The sequence below is a fragment of the Dokdonella sp. genome (assembly GCF_039926425.1).
GTDB lineage: Bacteria > Pseudomonadota > Gammaproteobacteria > Xanthomonadales > Rhodanobacteraceae > Dokdonella_A.
Genome location: NZ_JBDSWZ010000232.1, coordinates 19,335 through 39,200 on the forward strand (window position 1 = coordinate 19,335; position 19,866 = coordinate 39,200).

General features: G+C 64.6%; 15 protein-coding genes. 9 read left to right on the forward strand and 6 right to left on the reverse strand.

The window, feature by feature from the left end; translation table 11 throughout:
* Positions 1–112 precede the first annotated feature (112 nt).
* From ABIV12_RS13280 to ABIV12_RS13290, 3 genes are all read right to left on the reverse strand, one after another.
* Entirely contained in the window at positions 113–1,522 is a 1,410-nt protein-coding gene (locus ABIV12_RS13280; protein ID WP_348060059.1) for an NAD(P)(+) transhydrogenase (Re/Si-specific) subunit beta, read from the reverse strand.
* Between the two features lie 124 nt (positions 1,523–1,646).
* Positions 1,647–1,937, reverse strand: a complete 291-nt coding sequence (locus ABIV12_RS13285; protein WP_348060060.1) for an NAD(P) transhydrogenase subunit alpha — start codon at positions 1,935–1,937, stop codon at positions 1,647–1,649.
* A 267-nt stretch (positions 1,938–2,204) separates the two neighbouring features.
* Positions 2,205–3,332 (reverse strand): Re/Si-specific NAD(P)(+) transhydrogenase subunit alpha, encoded by a 1,128-nt coding sequence (locus ABIV12_RS13290; protein ID WP_348060062.1) that lies wholly within the window; start codon positions 3,330–3,332, stop codon positions 2,205–2,207.
* A gap of 142 nt (positions 3,333–3,474) precedes the next feature.
* Between ABIV12_RS13290 and ABIV12_RS13295 the strand changes: the two genes are divergently transcribed.
* The 9 genes from ABIV12_RS13295 to ABIV12_RS13335 all read left to right on the forward strand — a co-directional run bounded on the left by ABIV12_RS13295 (position 3,475) and on the right by ABIV12_RS13335 (position 13,886).
* The gene (locus tag ABIV12_RS13295) at positions 3,475–4,038 is read left to right on the forward strand and encodes a nitroreductase (protein WP_348060064.1); all 564 of its coding nucleotides are present in this window, start codon (positions 3,475–3,477) and stop codon (positions 4,036–4,038) included.
* A complete protein-coding gene (locus ABIV12_RS13300; RefSeq protein ID WP_348060066.1) occupies positions 4,029–4,928 on the forward strand; it encodes a 5'-3' exonuclease H3TH domain-containing protein in 900 nt (299 codons plus the stop codon). Before ABIV12_RS13295 ends, ABIV12_RS13300 begins: the two co-directional genes overlap by 10 nt.
* A 153-nt stretch (positions 4,929–5,081) precedes the next feature.
* A complete protein-coding gene (locus ABIV12_RS13305; protein WP_348060068.1) occupies positions 5,082–6,119 on the forward strand; it encodes a hypothetical protein in 1,038 nt (345 codons plus the stop codon).
* A 117-nt stretch (positions 6,120–6,236) separates the two neighbouring features.
* On the forward strand, positions 6,237–6,383 hold the full coding sequence (locus tag ABIV12_RS13310) for a DUF3096 domain-containing protein (RefSeq protein WP_348060070.1): 147 nt from the start codon (positions 6,237–6,239) through the stop codon (positions 6,381–6,383).
* 198 nt (positions 6,384–6,581) lie between these two features.
* On the forward strand, positions 6,582–8,399 hold the full coding sequence (locus ABIV12_RS13315) for an autotransporter assembly complex family protein (RefSeq protein WP_348060072.1): 1,818 nt from the start codon (positions 6,582–6,584) through the stop codon (positions 8,397–8,399).
* A gap of 17 nt (positions 8,400–8,416) precedes the next feature.
* Positions 8,417–12,190, forward strand: coding sequence for a translocation/assembly module TamB domain-containing protein (locus ABIV12_RS13320; RefSeq protein WP_348060074.1), 3,774 nt, complete (start codon positions 8,417–8,419; stop codon positions 12,188–12,190).
* Between the two features lie 6 nt (positions 12,191–12,196).
* Positions 12,197–12,916: a hypothetical protein gene (locus ABIV12_RS13325; RefSeq protein WP_348060076.1), complete on the forward strand. Its 720-nt coding sequence runs from the start codon at positions 12,197–12,199 to the stop codon at positions 12,914–12,916.
* Between the two features lie 5 nt (positions 12,917–12,921).
* Positions 12,922–13,617: a methyltransferase domain-containing protein gene (locus ABIV12_RS13330; protein WP_348060078.1), complete on the forward strand. Its 696-nt coding sequence runs from the start codon at positions 12,922–12,924 to the stop codon at positions 13,615–13,617.
* A gap of 35 nt (positions 13,618–13,652) precedes the next feature.
* On the forward strand, positions 13,653–13,886 hold the full coding sequence (locus ABIV12_RS13335) for a hypothetical protein (protein ID WP_348060080.1): 234 nt from the start codon (positions 13,653–13,655) through the stop codon (positions 13,884–13,886).
* A gap of 156 nt (positions 13,887–14,042) precedes the next feature.
* Here ABIV12_RS13335 and ABIV12_RS13340 read toward each other — a convergent pair whose 3' ends face one another.
* The 3 genes from ABIV12_RS13340 to ABIV12_RS13350 all read right to left on the reverse strand — a co-directional run.
* Positions 14,043–17,759 carry an Ig-like domain repeat protein gene (locus ABIV12_RS13340; protein ID WP_348060082.1) on the reverse strand — a complete coding sequence of 1,239 codons (3,717 nt, stop codon included), beginning with the start codon at positions 17,757–17,759 and terminating at the stop codon, positions 14,043–14,045.
* A gap of 69 nt (positions 17,760–17,828) precedes the next feature.
* Positions 17,829–19,016 (reverse strand): UbiH/UbiF/VisC/COQ6 family ubiquinone biosynthesis hydroxylase, encoded by a 1,188-nt coding sequence (locus ABIV12_RS13345; RefSeq protein WP_348060083.1) that lies wholly within the window; start codon positions 19,014–19,016, stop codon positions 17,829–17,831.
* A partial coding sequence (locus tag ABIV12_RS13350; RefSeq protein WP_348060085.1) for an FAD-dependent monooxygenase occupies positions 19,013–19,866 on the reverse strand: 854 nt, incomplete at its 5' end. The genes ABIV12_RS13350 and ABIV12_RS13345, both read right to left, overlap by 4 nt.

A 19,866-nucleotide genomic window follows, 5' to 3' on the forward strand; every position in this document is an offset into this window, starting at 1 on the left:
AGACGCCATCGCGTGACGGCGTCAAGAAGCAATGATGATCCGTCGACCCTTAACGCCCGCCGGATTTTCCCGGCACCCTTCGCCAACCAAAACCAGCGGATGACGCATCTGGTCAATGACCGCCACCGCCCTCGATTGCTTTCAGTTCGGAGATCAGGCTGCTTGCCGCTTCCTTGCCGTCGGCGTACAGCAATCGCGTGTTCTCTTGATAGAACAATGCGTTCTCGATCCCTGCAAAGCCGGTGCCTTTGCCGCGCTTGATCACGATGCACTGACGCGCGTCGACCACGTCGAGGATCGGCATGCCGAAGATCGGCGACGACTTGTCGGTCTTCGCTGCGGGATTCACCACGTCGTTCGCGCCGATTACGATCGCGACGTCGCAGGTCTTGAATTCCGGGTTGATGTCTTCCATGTCGGCAATCAGATCATACGGAACTCCGGCTTCGGCGAGGAGCACGTTCATGTGCCCGGGCATGCGCCCGGCCACCGGGTGGATCGCGAACTTCACGTCTTTGCCGGCCTTGATCAGCGCCTGCGCCAGTTCCCAGATCTTGTGCTGCGCCTGCGCGACGGCCATGCCGTAGCCGGGCACGATGATCACTTTCTCGGCCATGTAGAGCAGCGATGCGGCATCGCTCGCCTCGATCGGCTTCTGTGACCCGGCAATCGCTTCGCCGCTTCCACCACCGCCAAAGTTCGAAAACAGAACGCCGCTGATCGGCCGGTTCATCGCCTTGGCCATCAACTGCGTCAGGAACGTCCCGGCCGCACCGACGACCATGCCGGCGACGATCAGCGCCTCGATGCCCATCGCGTAGCCTTCGAACGCAACTGCAAGCCCGGTGAACGCGTTGTACAGCGAGATCACCACCGGCATGTCGGCGCCGCCGATCGGCAGCGTCATCAGCACGCCGAAGCTCAGCGCCAACAGGAAGAACACGACGACGAGGGACACGTCGAGCTTCCAGAAAATCAGCGCCAGCCCGGCCAGCGCGGCGGCGGCGAACACTGCGAAATTGACCAACTGCTGGCCACCAAACGTGAAGCGCTTGTCCATGCGCCCGTCGAGTTTGGCCCATGCAATGATTGACCCCGTCATCGAAATCGATCCGATCAGCGCGCCGATCGTTGCCAGCGCCAGCGCGGCAAGTGGCGGTGCCGCCACGCCTTCTCCCGAATATTTGAACAGTTCACTCGCGCCGATCGCCGCGGCCGATCCGCCCCCCATTCCATTGAACAGCGCGACCATCTGCGGCATGTCGGTCATCGCGACCTTCTTGCCCCACAACCAGGTCGGAATCACTCCGATCGCGATGCCGGAGATGATCCAGCCAATGTTGTGGCCTCGCGTGATCGCGAAGGTTGCGAGGGTCGCGATCACCATGCCGAAACCGGCCCACAGGATTCCCTTGCGCGCGGTAACCGGTGAGGACATCCGCTTGATGCCGAGAATGAAAAGCGCTGCGGCGAGCAGATAACTCGCCTTGGCGACGTACACGAGCAGGGTGGCGGTATCCATCAGAGTTTCCCGACTGTCATGCAAAAACGCGCAGGGTCGACCATGGGAGTGACTTGAGACGCGATGCGCTCGCCGGGCGCCGAACGAAGAGCGTCGCGGCTCGAGCCGCTCTTACGATCATCGTTCATTTCTTGTCCTTGCTCGACTTGAACATTTCGAGCATGCGTTCGGTGACGACGTAGCCGCCCGCCGCATTGCCGGCGCCGAGCACGACGCCGATGAAGCCGATCGCGATGCCGAACGGCGTGGTCGCTTCGGCCAGCGCAATCATCGCGCCGACCAGCACGATGCCGTGGACGAAGTTCGAGCCGGACATCAGCGGCGTGTGCAGGATCACCGGCACGCGTCCGATGATTTCCTTGCCGGTAAACGCGGCAAGCATGAAGATGTACAGCGCGAGAAATCCGTCGATCATGATGAGTACTCCGGTTGCCGCTGGATGTTCCGTCGTTTGCCCCGGACGGAACGTATGGATTGAATCCCGGTTGTCGGCGAGGAGCAAGACGATGGGGTCCGGTCGAGCCCGCCGTCCTCCGGTCGCGACGTTATTCCCGCGAAAGCGGGAATCCACTGGCCCGACACCACCACGTGGAACCCGATCGGTCGCGTCTTCGCGCGTTCGCGGGAATGACGCAATGAAGTCGGGAGTGCGTCTGCCATGATCAATCAGCAGGCGTGACGCCTACAGCGCCTCCACGAGCAACTTCGTCGGCTCGTGTTTGATCTCGCCCGCGTGCGTCACGCAGGTCTTCGCAATCAGCTCATCGCTCCAGTCAAGCGTCAGCACGCCGTCCTTCAGCGACAGCTCGAGAAAGTTGTAGAGGTTGCGCGCGTACATTTCGCTCGCGTGCACCGGCGCGCTCGCCGGCAGATTGAACGTCCCGATCACGCTGACCCCGTTGGCGGAAACGATCGTCTTGCCCGCCTCGCTCAACTCGCAGTTGCCGCCTGATTCCGCGGCGATGTCGACGATCACCGAGCCGGGTTTCATGCCGGCAACCATCGCGGATGAAATGATCCGCGGGGCCTTGCGGCCAGGCACTGCCGCCGTGGTGACGACCACATCGATGCCTTTGAGATGATCGGCCAGAGCCTGCTGCTGCGTGTCCCGCTCTTCCTGGGTCAACTCACGCGCATAGCCGCCACTGCCGGCCGCGCTCACGCCGAGGTCGAGGAATTTCGCGCCAAGCGATTCGATCTGTTCCCGGGTCTCCGGGCGCACGTCGAACCCCTCGACCTGGGCGCCGAGTCGGCGCGCCGTCGCGATCGCCTGCAATCCGGCTACACCCGCGCCGACGATCAATACCTTGCTCGGACGGATCGTGCCTGCGGCGGTGGTCAGCATCGGAAAGAATTTGGGCGCCGCTTCGGCGGCGATCAGGACCGCCTTGTAGCCGGCGACCGCCGCTTGGGACGAGAGCACGTCCATCGCCTGCGCGCGCGTCGTCCGCGGCAGCAACTCCATCGCGAACGATGTGATCCTGCGATCGCGCAACGCTTTGGTGCGCTCCGGCACCAGATGCGGTTGCAGGTGACCGATGACCACTGCGCCCTCTTTCAACCGGGAAATTTCTTCCAGGCTCGGCGGCTGCACGGTCAGCAGCACATCGGCTTGCGCAAGCGCAGCGGAGCCATCGAGCACTTCACAATCGATGTAGGCGGCGTCGGCGAAATAAGCCGACGCGCCGGCCCCGTCCTGCAGGACGACGCGTGCGCCACGCGCCTTGACCTTCTTCGCCACTTCGGGTGTCAGCGAAACGCGACGCTCGCCGGGAACGGTTTCGCGCACTGCCGCTACGGTGGTCGCCATGCCAGCCTCTTGCACCCAGGGGGGACCCGGATGCTAGCTCAGTTGGTGCGACAGTGGCGAGCGCATGCGCTGCGAGAGGACGCCGACTCCGTGTGGCGGGTATCCTCGCCTCCCTCCGGTTCTTTGATGACAGACGACGTTGATGCCCCTCCAATTGCTCAACCAGCGCCGCTCGGTGCCATCGCGCCAGCTTGGCGAACCTGCGCCCGACGCAGCGCGGCTGGACGCGCTGCTGACCGCAGCCATCCGCGTGCCTGACCACGGAAAACTGACGCCTTTTCGGCTGCTGGCGATCCGCGGCGATGCGCGCGCGCGACTCGGCAGCGCGCTGGCAGACATCCACCGCCGCCGCGAGCCGGACGTCGCACCGAGCGCACTCGACAAGGATCGCGAGCGTTTCAACCATGCGCCATTGATCGTCACGGTGATCGCACGGCTCGACGACCGCCATCCGAAAGTTCCGGCGCAGGAGCAGCTGCTGTCGGCCGGCTGCGTCGCCTACAACCTTCTCCTGGGCGCCCAGGCACTCGGCTTCGGCGCACAGTGGCTGACCGGGTGGGCCGCGTACGATCGCGAGGTCGCCACGCTGCTCGGTCTCGCCGCGGACGAACGCGTCATCGCCTTCGTGCACATCGGCACCGCGAAGGAACAACCTCCCGAGCGCAACCGCCCGGCGCTGGCCGACGTTTGTTCCGAATGGACGTGACGCCCACCGCGCATCTGGTCGACGGCAGCCTGTACGTGTGCCGTGCCTGGTTTTCACAGGTTCCTGAGACCAACGATGCAGACGGTGCGCCGGTGCATGCGGTGCACGGCTTCACGCGCTTCCTGCTCGACCTGCTCGAACGCGCGAAGCCCACACACTTGGCAGTTGCGTTCGACGAGTCGCTGACGACGTGCTTTCGCAACACGATCTACGCCGACTACAAGGCGAACCGCCCGCCTGCTCCCGCCGATCTGGTGCGGCAGTTCGCCGGCTGCAAGGAAATTGCCGCCGCACTCGGCGCAACCGTGCTGGTCGATTCCCGTTACGAGGCCGACGACCTCATCGGCAGTGCGGTGCATTCGCTTCGTCGCGTCGGCTTTCGCAGCGTGATCATCTCGGCCGACAAGGACTTCGGCCAGCTGATCGGCGACGGCGACGAACAATGGGATCCGCCGCGCAACCAACGCTGGGACGGCGCGGGCGTGAAGGCGAGACTGGGCGTCCATCCACACCAGGTCGCCGATTATCTTGCGTTGACGGGCGACGCAGTCGACAACATTCCGGGGGTTCCGGGGATCGGCGCCAAGACTGCCGCGACCCTGCTGCATCATTTCGGCAGCCTCGATGCGCTTCTCGAACGCGCCGATGAGGTGGCGTTCCTGCGGACCCGTGGCGCCGCCGCGGCCGCGCAAAAACTGCGCGACCACGCGCCGATCGCCCGGCTGTCGCGTTTGTTGACCACCATTGCATTGGACGCTCCGGTGCCGGCGCTTGCCGACGGATATCGACGCCGGGACCACGAACCCGCAATCATGGACAGCCTGTTCGAACGCCTCCGTTTCGGGCCACTGACGCGCGCCCGTGTCCGCGCGCTCGGCCCAGGGGCCTGACGCGCGGAGTTTCCCTCACTGCGGAACCGCCGGTCGGCGACAACCGGCGTTCGCGGAAATCCACGCGGCGCGTCACACTTTGAAGCGGACTGCGTGCCGATAATCGTCGCTGGTGCGCCCTCCGTTCGCGCCCTGCACGGAATCGCCGCCGCAATGAAAGCCCGCAAGAACCTCGTGATGGCCGGTGCCGCGTCGTCGGACGTGTCCGAAATCGCGACGTTTTTGCGCGCGTCCGTCTCGTGGCTCGATCATTCCTGGACCTTGAACGGAGACGATTCGACGATCGACTTCGTGATTGCCGACCTTGAGGATTTCGGCGGTCGCTGCGCGCGCGTCCGGGCGCTGGACGAGGGCAAGCATCTTGCGGTCATCGCCAACGCGGGGGACGACGTGCTCGGAGTCGAGCTGGTCCTGCACCGGCCGTTGACTCCCAAAGCGGTGATCGGCGTCCTCAACCATGTTGGACACGCCGCTCCTCCCCAGCCTCGACAGCTCATCGACTTTACCGCGAACAGCGAAATTCGGACCCGTGCCGCCGACGATGCATCGAAAAAGGTCGACGACGACCCGTCATCGACGCGCGCCAGATTCCTCGACATCAAGCGCGAGCGCGTGTGCACGAATCTCGACGGCCTGATCAAGCGCGGCGCAGTGCTGATCGAGCGGCACGGGATCCCGCCGCTGCTGATCGATCCGGTGGCCGACACGTTCCACTCGACCGCGCGACTGATCGATCTCGAACCCTATTTCCTCGATGTCGTCGTTGGTCGCGAACGCAAGCGCATCGGCGGCACCCAGCTTGCCGCGTTCCGCAAGGCAGTCCCCGGTCGGCCACTGCTTCGATTGCGCTGGCTTCACGCGTTGCTGCGATCGAACGGCTGGCTCGCCCCGCACCTCGATCCGAGTGCGGATTATCGGCTGCTCAACTGGTTTCCACTCGATGCCGATTACCGCAAGCAGCATCGCATAGCGATGACGATGCTGCGCGGCGCGCCGCTGCATCGCATCGCTGCGACCGCGAAAGCAAAGATGGCGGACGTGTTCGATGTGGTGAACGCGTATGACGCACTCGGCTTGCTCGAGTGCAAGCGCCAACCCATCGAGGACGTTCCAAGCACGGCGACGGGCAAGCGTCGGCGTGCGACGAAGAAGTCGCGCAGGCTCCTCACGGCGCTCGCTGCTCCGCGCTGACCCCAGTGCCGTCCGTCGCACGCTGAACGGAGCGCGACTGAAGTCGGCACGGACGCGATGAACAATGTTGAAAAACTGTTACCGTCCCGCGTCGTTCACCCACACGCAAGGACATTCATGAACATGCACTTGGCGCTGCAACCGGTCATCGCACTGATCGCCGGCATCCTGATTCTGATGGTTCCCCGACTGCTCAACTACGTCGTTGCGATTTATCTGATCATCATCGGCATTCTCGGCCTGCTGCCGATGTTGCGCATCTGATCGACGTATCTGATTGCCAGGGAAGCGCTCATCGTCTTCAATGCGCGCGACGAACGGTTTGCGCATCCTGGAATCTTCCGGCGTGCCGATGCATGACCTGGAATTCACCTTCACCCTAGCCTGAACAGGTTCGTGCGCATTGCGACAATGCGCACGCGCCGATGACGATGCGCGGGTCGTTCCTGATATAACTATTCAATGCGCACGCCCGACGGTCGGTTCCGCCAACGCCGCATTTCCCTGATCCCGTTCATGCTGCTGCTGGTGGCCGGCGCGGCGGATGCCGGCCGCGTATCCGTCCAGCTCGACGGCGTCGATGGACCGTTGCGGGACGCCGTACTCGCCGGCCTCGAAATGAACCAGTACGGCGAGCGCGATGTCACTGCAGCGCAGGCACGGCGGTTGTATGAACATGCCGAATCGGAGGTGCGCTCCGCACTCGAACCGTACGGCTACTACAACCCGCAGGTCAGTGGAGAACTGAACGAGAGTGGCGACAGCTATGTCGCCGTGGTGCACGTGGTGCCTGGCGACCCGGTCACGCTCAGCGCGCTGGACATCGTGCTCGATGGTGATGCCGACGGCCAATTGCCGGTGCAGAAAGCGGTCGGTGCGTTTGCGCCCGCAAAAGGACAGGCGCTTGACCACGCGGCGTATGAAAAGAGCAAGGCGACCGTGCAGGCTGCGCTGTTCGGCAGCGGGTATCTGGACGCCGAGCTGATCACTCACCAGGTCGAGGTGACGCGTTCGGCCAGCACCGCTGAAGTTCATCTGGCATGGAAGGTCGGCCCTCGCTACCGCCTCGGCGCCACCACGTTCGAGGGTGGTCAGTTCCCCGACACGTTCATGCAACGCTACATTCCGTGGCGGGAAGGCGATTTCTACTCGCAGGAGGAACTGCTCGCATTTCAGCAACGCCTGATCGACGCGGATTACTTCTCGATTGCCCAGGTGCAGCCCGACACCGAGAACGCACATGACGGCGTGGTGCCGATCAAGGTCGTGCTCGCGCCGGCGAAGCGAACCATCTACACGGCCGGAGTGTTCATCGGTACCGACACCGGCGTCGGCGTGCGTGGCGGCATCGAACGGCGCTGGATCAACCGTCGTGGTCACAAGCTGAAGCTGGAAACCATCCTCGCGCAGCGGCTGAAGACCGCATCCGCCCAATATCAGGTGCCGCTTGGCGGCAACGACAACCACAGCCTCAACTACGGCATCACGTTCCGCGACGAGAACACGGACACGAGTACCTCGAAAACGCTCGGCCTGGCGGCGACCGATTCGAAGATGTGGCGCGGCTGGACGCGCACCCTCGGCCTGAAGTTCCTCACCGGCGACTTCGAGGTGGCAAACATCGAAGGCAGCACGACATTGCTGTATCCGGAGGTCTCGCTGGCCCGCAAGAAAGCCGACGATCCGATCTTCGTGCGCCGCGGCTGGTCGATGACGTTCGCCGCACGCGGTGGTGTCGAAGGCGCATTGTCCGACACCACATTCACGCAGATCAGCGCCGACGCGAAATGGATCCGCGGCATCGGCGACCACTCGCGCTTCATCGCACGCGGTTCCCTTGGTGCAACGAAAGTCGGCGATTTCGACAAGCTTCCGCCGGAGCTCCGATTCTTTGCTGGCGGTGATCGCTCGATTCGCGGCTATGCGTTTCAGACCATCGGCGCGCCGCTTCCCCAGGAAGACGTCGCGCAGGCGGTCGCCCGCTGTGCTGCATTCCCCAAGCGTACCTGTCAGACCTTCGTGATTGGCGGACAGAATCTCGCGGTCGCCAGCGCCGAATACGAGTACTACTTCAAGCCGAACTGGGGCATCGCGACCTTCATCGACACCGGTGACGCGTTCTCGAGCTTCAACTCGTATCGGCAGAAAGTCGGCACCGGTTTGGGCGTGCGCTGGCGCTCGCCAGTCGGCATGGTGCGTGCCGACCTCGGATTTCCCGTGCATGACAAGGACAGCAACAGTACGGTCGAACTGCACATCGTGATCGGGCCGGATCTATGAACGCGCGCAGTTTTTCGATGACACGGCTGCTCAAACGCATCGGCATCGGTCTGGCAGTGCTGCTGGTGCTCGTCGCGATGTTCGCGTTCTGGCTGCTGCGTACCGAATCGGGCCTGCAGTTCGTGCTCGCACGCGCGATCGGCGCAACCGACGGCAAGCTCGAGATCGGCAAGTCCAGCGGCAGTGTCACCGGGCCTGTGACGCTCGACGATGTGCGCTACCGCGATCCGTCCGCCGGCGCGGACGTGCACGTGAAGAAAGCGACGATCACGTTCTCCACGATGGAGCTGATTTCATCGCGACTGCACATCAACCGGCTGCAACTCGATGGCGTGGATGTCGCGCTGACCACCGTGCCTGCGCCGGTGCAGCCGCAACCGTCGGCTGACATTTCGCTCGCTGCGCCGCTCGATGTGATCCTCGATCAACTGGTTCTGACGACCGCCAAGGTCACCCAGGACGGCCAGCCGCTGGTGGCGATCGACGCGCTCGACATCGTCGGCCGCTGGACCCACGACGGCATTGCGGTGACGTCGCTCGCGCTGCGCTCGCCGGACGGCCAGGTCGATCTGCACGGCACCGTTTCATCGCTGGCCGGCTATCCCGGCGACGGCGAGACGACGTTCCGATGGAAAGTCGCCGACAAGGACTATGCGGGAACGCTGAAGGCGAAAGGCGACGGCAAGCAGGCCCATCTCGAACTCGCATTGTCCGAACCGGTGCCGGCGAACGTGGTTGCAACGCTCACACAGTCGCGCGATTTGCCGTGGACCGCGACAGTCGATGTGCCGCGTTTCGATCCGAAGCGCGTGCAGGCCGACTCGACACTGGCAGCGCTCGCGCTCAACCTCGAAGGATCGGGCGACAAGTCGCATGGCGCGTTGCAGGGCGACGTCGCGGTGAATGATCATCACGTACAGCTCGAACCGCTGCGCTATGCGCTCGCCAATCAGGTGCTGACGATCGAGGCGCTCACTCTGAAGAGTTCGGACGCGGCGGGGACGCTCAACGCGCACGGCGCCGTGCATCTCGATGCGAAGCCGATCTCCGCGACGCTTGCGCTGGACTGGAATGGTGTGGAAATTCCCGCCGATCTCGCCGGCCAGCCGCTCGCCACTCACGGAAAGATCGACGTGTCGGGAAGCGCCGAACGTTTCCATGCGGAAGGCGCGCTGTCGATCGGCCCGCCCGGCCAGCTCGCAGACCTCGCACTTGACCTCGACGGGACGCCCGACACGATCGACCTCAAGCGCCTCGCACTCGTGCAGGCCGGCAAGGGCAATGCGAAGGCAGGACTTGATGCGCACGGCACGTTGACGCTCAAGCCGGCGATCGGCTGGAAGCTCACCGCGAAGGCCAACAAACTCGATCCCGGTGCGTTCTCGGCGCAGTGGCCGGGCGCGCTCGATTTCGACCTCGTAACGAATGGGACACTGACGGACCGCGGACCCGATGCAACGATCAAGCTGGATCATCTCGGCGGCACGTTGCGCAAGCGTCCGCTCTCGGGTTCGGCAGACCTGACGATCAAGCCCGACTACATCGTCGACGGAACACTCGCGGTCGCATCGGGGAAGAGCCGCGTCGACGTGAGCGGCCGCGGCGGCGACCAGACCGACGCGACGATCAAGCTGGCCATTGCATCCCTCGGTGACTGGCTGCCCGACGCGGGCGGCAACCTGGATGGCAATTTCCGGGTGCAGGGGCGCTGGCCGAAGCTCGCTGTGAGCGGCACCGCCCATGGCACGAAAATCGTGTCCGGTGCGAACCGGATCGACACGCTCGACGTCACTGCCGACATCGCCAGCGTGCAGCCGCCCCAAGGCAGCGCAAGCGTCAAGGCGGCGGCGGTGACCAGTGGTGGTCTTTCCTTCGACTCGATCGCTCTCGACGCCAGGGGCAACGCGCAGGCACACGAGCTGGTTCTGGATGCGCGCGGGACGCCACTTGCGTTCAAGCTGGCGCTGGCGGGAAATTCGAAAGATGGCGGACGCTGGAACGGTGCGTTGAAGACACTCGACGTCGCGATCAAGGACGCACCATCCCTCGCGCTCGAACAGCCCGCCGCTCTTGCGTGGGACGGCAAACATTTCACCGCCAGCGAGATCTGCCTCGCAGGCGGCGGGCCGAAGCTGTGTGTCGCCGGCAATGGCGGCGCGGATGGCAGCGCTGCCGCGCGCTATCGCATCGAACAGCTGCCGCTGGCGCTGATCACGCAGCTCGCAGCGCCCGACGCTCCCTTCAAGGCCGACGGCATCATCGCCGGTCACGGCGATGTGCGGCGCGCGCCCAATGGAGCCCTCGAAGGCGCGGCGACGATCACGTCGGCCAAGGGATCAGTGGCGTTTCCGGATCATCCGAACCAGCCGCTGATCGCCTACACCGGGCTCGCGCTCGACGCCACGCTGTCGCCACAATCGACGCACGCGACGTTGCGCGCCGCACTCGATCACGACGGCAAACTCGACGGCGACGTCACGCTGAGCGGAGCTCCGGGCTCTGCCCAAGCGTTGTCGGGTCATCTCAATCTCGCGCTCAACAGCCTCGCCTTCATCGAGCTGCTGACGCCGGAAGTCGCCAACGCCAAGGGGCGTCTCGCCGCGGACTACACGATCGCCGGCACGACCGCCGCGCCGCAGTTGAATGGCGCGCTGACGTTGAAGGAGTTCGCCGCCGAGATCCCGACAGCCGGACTCAAGCTGCACGACGGTGACGTCTCCGTGCGCGCAACCGATGCGGACCACTTTGTCCTCGAAGGCACGCTGAAATCCGGCGATGGCACGCTGACACTTTCGGGCGCGGGCGGCATCGGCGCCACCTCGCCGGTGAAAGCGACCATCAAGGGCGAGAACTTCCTCGCAGCCGACATTCCGGCGGCGAAGGTCGTGATCTCGCCCGATCTCACGATCGAGCGCAGTGCATCGAACATCACGGTCGGCGGCAGCATCACGATCCCGTCGACCAACGTCGACCTTGCCAAACTGCCGGGGGGCGGCGTGTCGAAGACGTCGCCCGATGTGGTGATTGTCGACGCCGATCAACCCGAAGCGGGCAAGGCGTTGCCAGTGATCGTTGCGGTGCAGGTGAAACTCGGAAGCGACGTGAAGCTCGCGGGCCTCGGACTCGACGGCAACATCAGCGGCCAGCTCAACGTCAGCCAGCGACCGGGCAAACAGGCGACTGGCACCGGTACGCTGAATGTGGGCGGTACCTACAAGGCCTACGGCCAGGACCTGACGATCGAAACCGGCCGCCTCCTGTTTGCCGGTACCGCGCTCGACAATCCCGGACTCGACATCCGCGCGGTGCGCAAGATCCTCGGCGCGTCCGGCGGCCAGAGCGACGACACGACCACCGTCGGCCTGCAGGTGCGTGGTACCGCGCTCGTGCCGGTGCTGACCGTGTTTTCGCAACCGGTGATGGAGCAGTCTGAAGCGCTGTCGTATCTCATCACCGGCAAACCGTTGTCGGGACTCAAGAGTGGCGAGGGCGACATGCTCGGCAGCGCCGCGCGCGCGCTCGGCAGCGCCGGCGGCGACCTGCTCGCGAAAGGCATCGGTTCGCGCGTCGGGGTCGAAGCGGGCGTCGCCGACAATACTGCGCTTGGCGGAGCAGCATTCACTGTCGGCAAATACCTGTCGCCGAAGTTGTATCTCAGCTACGGCGTCGGGCTGTTCACGCCCGGCGAGGTGGTCAGCCTCAAGTATCTTTTCAGCAAGCGCTGGAATTTCGAAGCGCAGAATGCGACGACCGGCAATCGAGCCGGCATCAACTATCGCTGGGAACACTAGCCACTCGTGCGACCGCCGTTGAATCGCGAATCGGAGATTGCACGCCTTCGCGAGCGGCTGGAGCGGTTCGGCTTTCCGCGCCTGAGAATGCTGCTGATCGTTTCGCTGACGGGGGCGTGCGGCTTCGTCACCTCCGCCGTGCTGCTGCACGCGGGCATGCTCTCGATGCCGGTGCGCTACGCCATCGCCCTGCTCATCGCCTACGCGATTTTCCTGGGACTTCTGCGCTTGTGGATGCGCGACCCGCACCTGACAAACCCCGATATCCCAGATGTTCCGGGTTCCTCCTCGTTGTCGTCTCCAACGTCCTCGGTCCCTTCCGGCAGAACAAGCAGCGCCGCCCATGATTCGTCGTCCGCCGGCAGCGGCAGCTGGTTCGACGGCCTCGACGGCGCGGACGAATTCACGGTACCGCTGATGCTGGTGATCGCGGCCGTGACCGTGCTGTTCGCCTCGCTGTGGATCGTCGTGTCCGCGCCGACCCTGTTCGCCGAGCTCTTCCTCGACGGCGTGCTGTCGGCCAGCCTCTATCATCGTTTGCGCAAACTCGAGACCCGCCACTGGCTCGACACGGCACTGCGACGCACGATCGTTCCGTTCGGCGCGACCGCGCTTGCCGTCGTGCTGTTTGCCGTCGTCGCAAAGCACCTCGTTCCTACAGCACACTCGCTGACCGGCGTGCTCCATCCACAGCGCACGCAACCCGTGCTCGAATCGACGCGATGAGCGGCGTGGATTCCGTCGACGATCCGGCGCTGCACCAGCAACGCAGCTGGGACGCAAACGTCGACGCATGGACGCGATCCGTGCGCGACCATCGCATCCCAAGCCGTCGCGCAGGCACCGATCGGGCGGTCGTCGATGCCACGTTGCAATCAACGGCACGACGCGTCCTCGATCTTGGCTGTGGGGAAGGCTGGCTGGCGCGCGCGCTGGCAGCGAGAGGCATCGAAGTCGTTGGAATCGATGCGAGCGCACGCCTGATCGCCGCCGCGAAAGCGCTCGGCGGCGCGACGTTCACCGCAATCACGTACGACCAATTGATGCGCACGGATCATCTGCAACCGTTCGACGCAGTCGTTGCGAACTTCGCACTGCTCGACGAGGACGTGGACACACCGCTGCGCGCCGCGCGCGCGCGCCTGCGATCACGCGGAACGCTGATCGTGCAGACCGTCCATCCGTGGATTGCGCGCGGCGACCGGCCCTACGAGGACGGTTGGCGCGTCGAGACGTTTGCCGGATTCGGCGAAGGGTTCCGCGAACCGATGCCCTGGTATTTCCGCACGCTGTCGTCATGGGCCGCGGCGATAGCCGACGCCGGATTCCGCGTCGATCGCTGGAACGAGCCGATGCATCCGGATACAGGGATGCCGCTTTCACTGCTGATCAGTGCGAGCCGCGTCGACGACGCACCACGAGGTTGAACCCGTCCCGCTCGCAGCGGTCGGACATCGCAGCCATGCCCACCCCCGACCGCGACCTTCAGGAATCACGCTCCCCGCGGCAGATCCGCGAGCTCGAGTCCGACCTGTGCCTGCACATCTTCACCGCGTCCGCCGCGCTGGTCGGCGTGTGCCTGACCGTGATCGGGCTGATCCGCATCGTCGTGACGACCACCAAGGTCGGCACCATCGCCGACGACCTGCTGGCGGCCGATGCGACGCTGTTCATGCTGTCGTGCCTGCTCGCGTAGTGGGCGCTGCGCTCGCGCAGTGCCCATCGGATGCATCGTCTCGATCGCACCGCCGACGCGCTGTTCATCGTCGGCCTGCTCCTGATGACACTCGTCTGCGGCGTGATTACTTGGGCGATTCTTTAATCGTAGGCGTCGGCCGGACTCGCGTTCGCATCAAGTGGTGTTTCGATCCAGGTACGCCAAAACGATGCGCCAAGGAGCACCCGACGTCTGCGCCTTCGTCAAGTGAAGCCAATGATCACCGAAACGTTCGCCGTCTTTCGCTACGCCCGGATCGGCGATCCCTGTGCGATCGAATCCATCCGCGAAGATCCCCACGGCATCGGTGTCGGTCGCGGTGTCATTGCCGGCGTTCGTATCGGGCACGCCAGCCGGTGCAGTGACCGACACGGCGTTTACCAGCGGCATTTCCGGATTCGGACCAACACTGGCGGCAAGCACGTACGTGAGCGAGCCTCCGGATGGGATCGTCACCGCGTCATCGATCGCGCCCTCCCCAGCAGCAGTGCAGATCGCACCAGCGTTCCCAATGCAACTCCATGTCGCGCCCGTCAGATTGGATGGCAGGATCTCCTGCACCCGCGCGCCGACGGCGCCGTTCGGTCCGTCGTTGCGCACACCGATCGTGTACACGACGATTGACCCACCTTGCGCGAAGTCGACGCCGTCGCTGATGGCGATCGACAGGTCCAGTCCGGCCTCAACGGTGATCGTGAACATTTGCTCGGAAGACGTATCGTTTCCACCATGGGCGGTGCCGCCGTCGTCCTGCAGACTTGCACCGAACGTCGCGGTGCCGGCGTGACCACTCAGCACGTACATCAACGAACCATCAATGGCGATGCCGACGTTGGATGCCACACCCTCCGGATCACTGATGGCGCGCACGTGCCATGCCGCCACCTGCTGATCCGCTTCATCGGGCGGGCCGAAACTCGAAACTTCGCCGAAGCCGGCCTGCGTCCTTGTGCCAATCGCCCCGGCCGGCCACGTTGGAACCGGACCAATTGAAGAAACGGGCGGATCGTTGACTGCAGCCACGTTGACCGTTGCCGTTGCGGTGATCGATTCGTGACCGTCGCTCACGGTGTAGCCAAAAGTCGCGGTGCCATTCGCATTGGTCGGCGGCGTGTAGGTGAAGCTGCCGTCGGCACTCAGCACGACCGTACCTCCAATCCCTTGCGCCGTGATTGCTCCCGGATTCACGAGCGTCAACGGGTCTCCATCCGCGTCGCCCGCGTGCGCAACCAGCCCTTGCGCGGGCTGCACCTGCAACTCGGTATCTTCATTCATCTCATACGAGGCGGCTGATGCGACTGGCAACAGGTTGACGTGGTGCAGGACGTGCGTCGTGCTCGAAGAGAAGTTCGCGTCGCCCGCATAAGTCGCCGTCACCGTGCGCGGACCGCGCGTGGTCAATGTAATGGCGCAACCCTGTCCGCCTTGCACGATCGTGCATGTGTCGACGCCGTCGGTGACCGTGATCGATCCGGTCGGCGTGCCCGCAGAGGTCGCCGTCAGAACCGAAACGACGGCGACCGACTTCTCCGGGGTGGACGGGTCGGGGGCGTGGGAAACGATGGCCAACGTCGTTGCACTCGGGTTGACGACGTGGTCGACGCTTGCAGATGTGCTGCCGGAGTAGCCGGACATACCACCCGAGAAGGACGCGACAAGGGTGTGGCTACCTGCTCCGGTGAGCGCAATCACGCAGGTCCCCTGGCCTGCCGCATCGAGCGCGCCAATGCATGACTGGGTGCCGTCGGTGACCGTAACGCGACCGATGGGAATGCCCGCACTCGGGGCGACGGCAGACGTCGAGAAACCGAACGTCACCGGTTCGCCTGCAACGGACGCCGAAGGCGACTGCGTCGTGATGGACGTCATGGTGTCCGCGTTGTTGACAACCAACTGCACGTCGCCGGAACTGCTGGGAAAAAACCGGTGGACGTCACCGTTGTAGGACGCGTGCACAACGGTCAAGCCGGCGCTCGTGAAGCGCGCGACGCAAGTCGCATGTCCATTGGCGTCGACGACGCCGCTGCATCCGACCTGACCGTTGTCCATGGAGACAGTGCCGGTCGCAGGCCCGCCACCGGGCGACACAACGAGAACATCGGAACTGAGGGTCGCCGGCTGCCCGACGACGACGGTCGATGGCGAGACGGGCAACATCTCGACGCTGGTTTGCGCTTCGGTCAAGGCGCCTTGTGCGCTGGACGCGCTCGGGCTGAAATTTTCATCGCCCAGATAGCTGAGTGAAACAACGTAGTTGCCGTAAACGCTCGGCGCGAAACTGCAGTTTGCGGCGCCGTCGCTGACGAGCGCCGTGCATGACCGATTCCCATCGGTCATCACCACACTGCCGGTGGGATCGCCGGTGCCAGGAAATGCGACGGACACCTGCGCGGTGTAGACGACATCCTGGCCCCAGACGGCAACAGAGGGCGTGGCAATTCCCGACGTTTCGGTTGCCGCGCTCGATACAGCATGCGCGGCCGTCGCACTGCCCGTCACGAATGCGCCATCGGCGGGAGCATAGGTCGCTGTGATTGTGCGGAGGCCGACTCCCGTCGAGCGAATCGAACACGCCGCGGTTCCGGCGGACAGGGCGACCGGACCGCAAGTCGCCCCCAGATCATCGGCGATGGCGATGGTTCCCGTGGGCGTCCCCGACGGCCCGGAGACGCGGACATTGATTGCGTAGATTTGCCCAGCGACAGTGGCAGCCGGCGTCGTGGAGACGATCGACACCGCAGTGGTCGGATCGTAAAGCTCGGCGTCGGCAATCGAACCGAAATGGTCGCTGCCTCCTGTGACGAGAATTTTTCCGGACGTCAGCAACGTCGCCGTATGCCTCAAGCGCTCTGTCGCCATCGCACCCGCGGGAACCCACAGTCCCGTCTGCGCATCGTATTGTTCAGCACTCTTCAGTCTGCCCCAGGTTTGATCCGGGTCGTAGCCGCCAATGGCGATCACCTTTCCCGACGCCAGGGTCGTTGCCGTGAAGAGGCTGCGATGAGTGCCCAGTCCATCCGCTTGAACCCATGCGTCGGCGTCGGGTTGGAAGAGGGCGACACTGTGGGTCACGAACCCGGCGGAGTCATTACCTCCGGCGACGAGCACGTCTCCGCTCTGCAACATGCTCGCCGAGAAGTTGTCGATGGTTTCGCTTCGCGTGGCGGAAATGGCCCAGCTGTTCAGGGCCGGGTCGTAGACCCCCGTTTTCGAACTTCCGATCGAAAGAACTCGGCCCGATGGCAGCAGGAACGAATTGCCGACTCCAACACTGCCCGGAACCGTGCCGAGGAACGTCCACGTTCCCGTTTCCGGGTCATAGATCTCGTCTCGCACATCGTCACTTCCGCGTCCCACGACAAAAACCCGGCCGCTCGACAACAACGTTGCGGTGTAGACGCCGCCCACACTCGTGACGTTCCCGGCGATCGACCAGGAATTGCTGGCCGGGTCATAGAGCATCGCTCCGACCTGGAATATTCCCCCGTTGTAGCCGCCCACGATCAGCACTTTGCCGGAAGGCAGCAGCACGGCGGTATGCGAGTAACGGCCGCTCGTCATCGGAGCGGCATCGCTCCAGCTGTTGCTGTCCGGATCGTAGAGTTCCGTCGTCTTCAAGTGGATCGGGTTGAAGTTCCCGATGCCGCCGACGACGAGAACCTTGCCGGAGGGCAAAAGGGTCGCGGTGTGACTATAGCGAGCCGAGTGCATCGAGCCGGCGCTGACAAAGCCACTTGCCGACGTTCGGGACGCCGCGCCAATGAATCCGAACACGATCAGTACGCAGAAAAGGCGCACGGGTAGCGCGCGCGCATCGGCGGCTTGGCCCCGATGAAGACGAGAAATATCCACGGTTTCCCCTGACAGCCCTTGACCGGACGCGACGACCGCATCCGGATTGATTTCAGACGCCGACCGACTTCAACGTCGACCGGCCGCCGTGTCCCCTAGCAGCCGGCGAATCGGCGCAATGCGATTCGTGCCCGACAATCCGATCCCGCGAATGAACCCCACCAACGCAGAATCCGTGAAGAATGCACGTTCGATGCCATTCAATGCATGCGCGGCCAGCGTATTTTCACTGCGCCGCTCTCGCTCGTAGCGTCGCAGGACATGCGTTGATCCAGGATCCCCGCCGCGCCGCCGCGCATCGCCGACCACACGACGCAGGCAGGCAACGTCGCGCAATCCGAGATTCATGCCCTGCCCCGCCAGCGGGTGCACCACATGTGCCGCGTCGCCGGCGAGCACGCAACGTCCCGACACATAGTTGCTCGCAAGGCGCATGCGCAACGGAAATGTGGCGCGTGCGCTTGTTGCGGTGATCGCGCCCAGGCGGAAGTCGAACGCGCAGCCCAGCTCTGCGCGGAACGCGTCGTCGTCGAGTGCAAGGATGCGCGCCGCCGCTGCATCCGGCAGCGTCCAGACGATCGAGCTCCGGCCGTCGGCGAGTGGCAGAAACGCAAGCGGTCCACCGGGCTGGAAGCGTTGCCACGCGGTTCCCTCATGCGGGCGTTCGGTCACGACATGGGCAACGATGGCGCGCTGCGCATAGTCGCGACCTTCGAACGCGATACCAAGCATCGACCGCACCGAGGATTCGGATCCCTCGGCGGCAATCAGCAGCTTGGCCCGCAACCGGGTACCGTCGTCGAGCGTTGCAGTGACGGCACCGTGCGCCTGTTCGATCGCGGTGACCTCTGACGGACACACGATGCGCGCGACTGGCTCGGCACCGATCGCCTGCCACAACACGTGCTGGACCAGACGGTTTTCGACGATCCAGCCGAGGGCTGCCTCACCCCGCTCTGCCGAATCGAATGCGAGTTCGCCAGGCGCCAGTGCATCCCACACGCGCATGTGGCGATACGGCCCGACACGACGTTCTGCAATGGACGTCCATACGCCCAGATCGTCCAGCAGCGCACGCGCATCGGGTGCGAGTGCGATGACGCGCAGGTCGACGTCGTCATCGATTCGCCACGGTTGCGGTTCGCGCGCCTCGACCAGCGCAACATCGAATCCGTCGCGCGCGAGTGCAAGCGCCATTGCGCCGCCCACCGCACCGGCGCCGACGACGATCGCGTCGAGTTCGTTGCGGCGACTCATCTGGACAGACTCGATGTGGGAACATCGCCGCGATACCCCATTCCGCGCAGTGCGAAGCGGCGCTTGATCGGCGTGATGCGGTCGAGCGCATGGAACGCAAGCGACCGCATTCCGCGGATCGGCAACGCATCGCTCGCCATCGTGCGCACGAGGTCGTCGCTGAATGACGTGGTTGCCGCGCGATCCTCGGCGCGGCGCTCGACATAGCGCGCGAGCAGGGCCGCATCGCCCGGATCCGCATGCATCGTGGCAGCTTCGCGCAACAATTCGGCCAGCGTCAACGCATCGCGCAAGCCCAGATTGAAACCCTGCGCGCCGATCGGATGCACGGTCTGTGCAGCATTGCCGACGAGCACGCTGCGCGCAGCGATGGTCCGTTCGGCAAGCAGGCGCGCAAGCGGATACGGCTTGCGACGTCCTGGGCGCGACAAGCGACCCGCCCGGTACCCGAAGCGCTCGTGCACGAATGCGATGAACGCAGCGTCGTCGAGCGCGGCGACCTCGTCGGCGCGCTCTGCCGGCACCGTCAGCACCAGTCCGGCGCGACGATCACCGAGCGGCAGCAGCGCAACCGGACCCGTGTCGGTGAAACGTTCGTAAGCGCGGCCCTCCAGCGCCTTTTCGGTGGTGACCGTGGTCACGAACGCGGCCTGCGCATAGTCGTGACGGAGCGCTTCGATCCCGAGCGCGCCGCGGACGAACGACGGGGTGCCATCGGCGCCGACCAGCAATCGGGTCCGCAGCGTCCGCACCGAATCGCCACTGCGCAAAGCGACTTCGACGTCGTCACTGCGCGGATCGAGACCGACCGCCTGGGCCGGAGCGATGCGCACGAGATCGTTGCAACCAT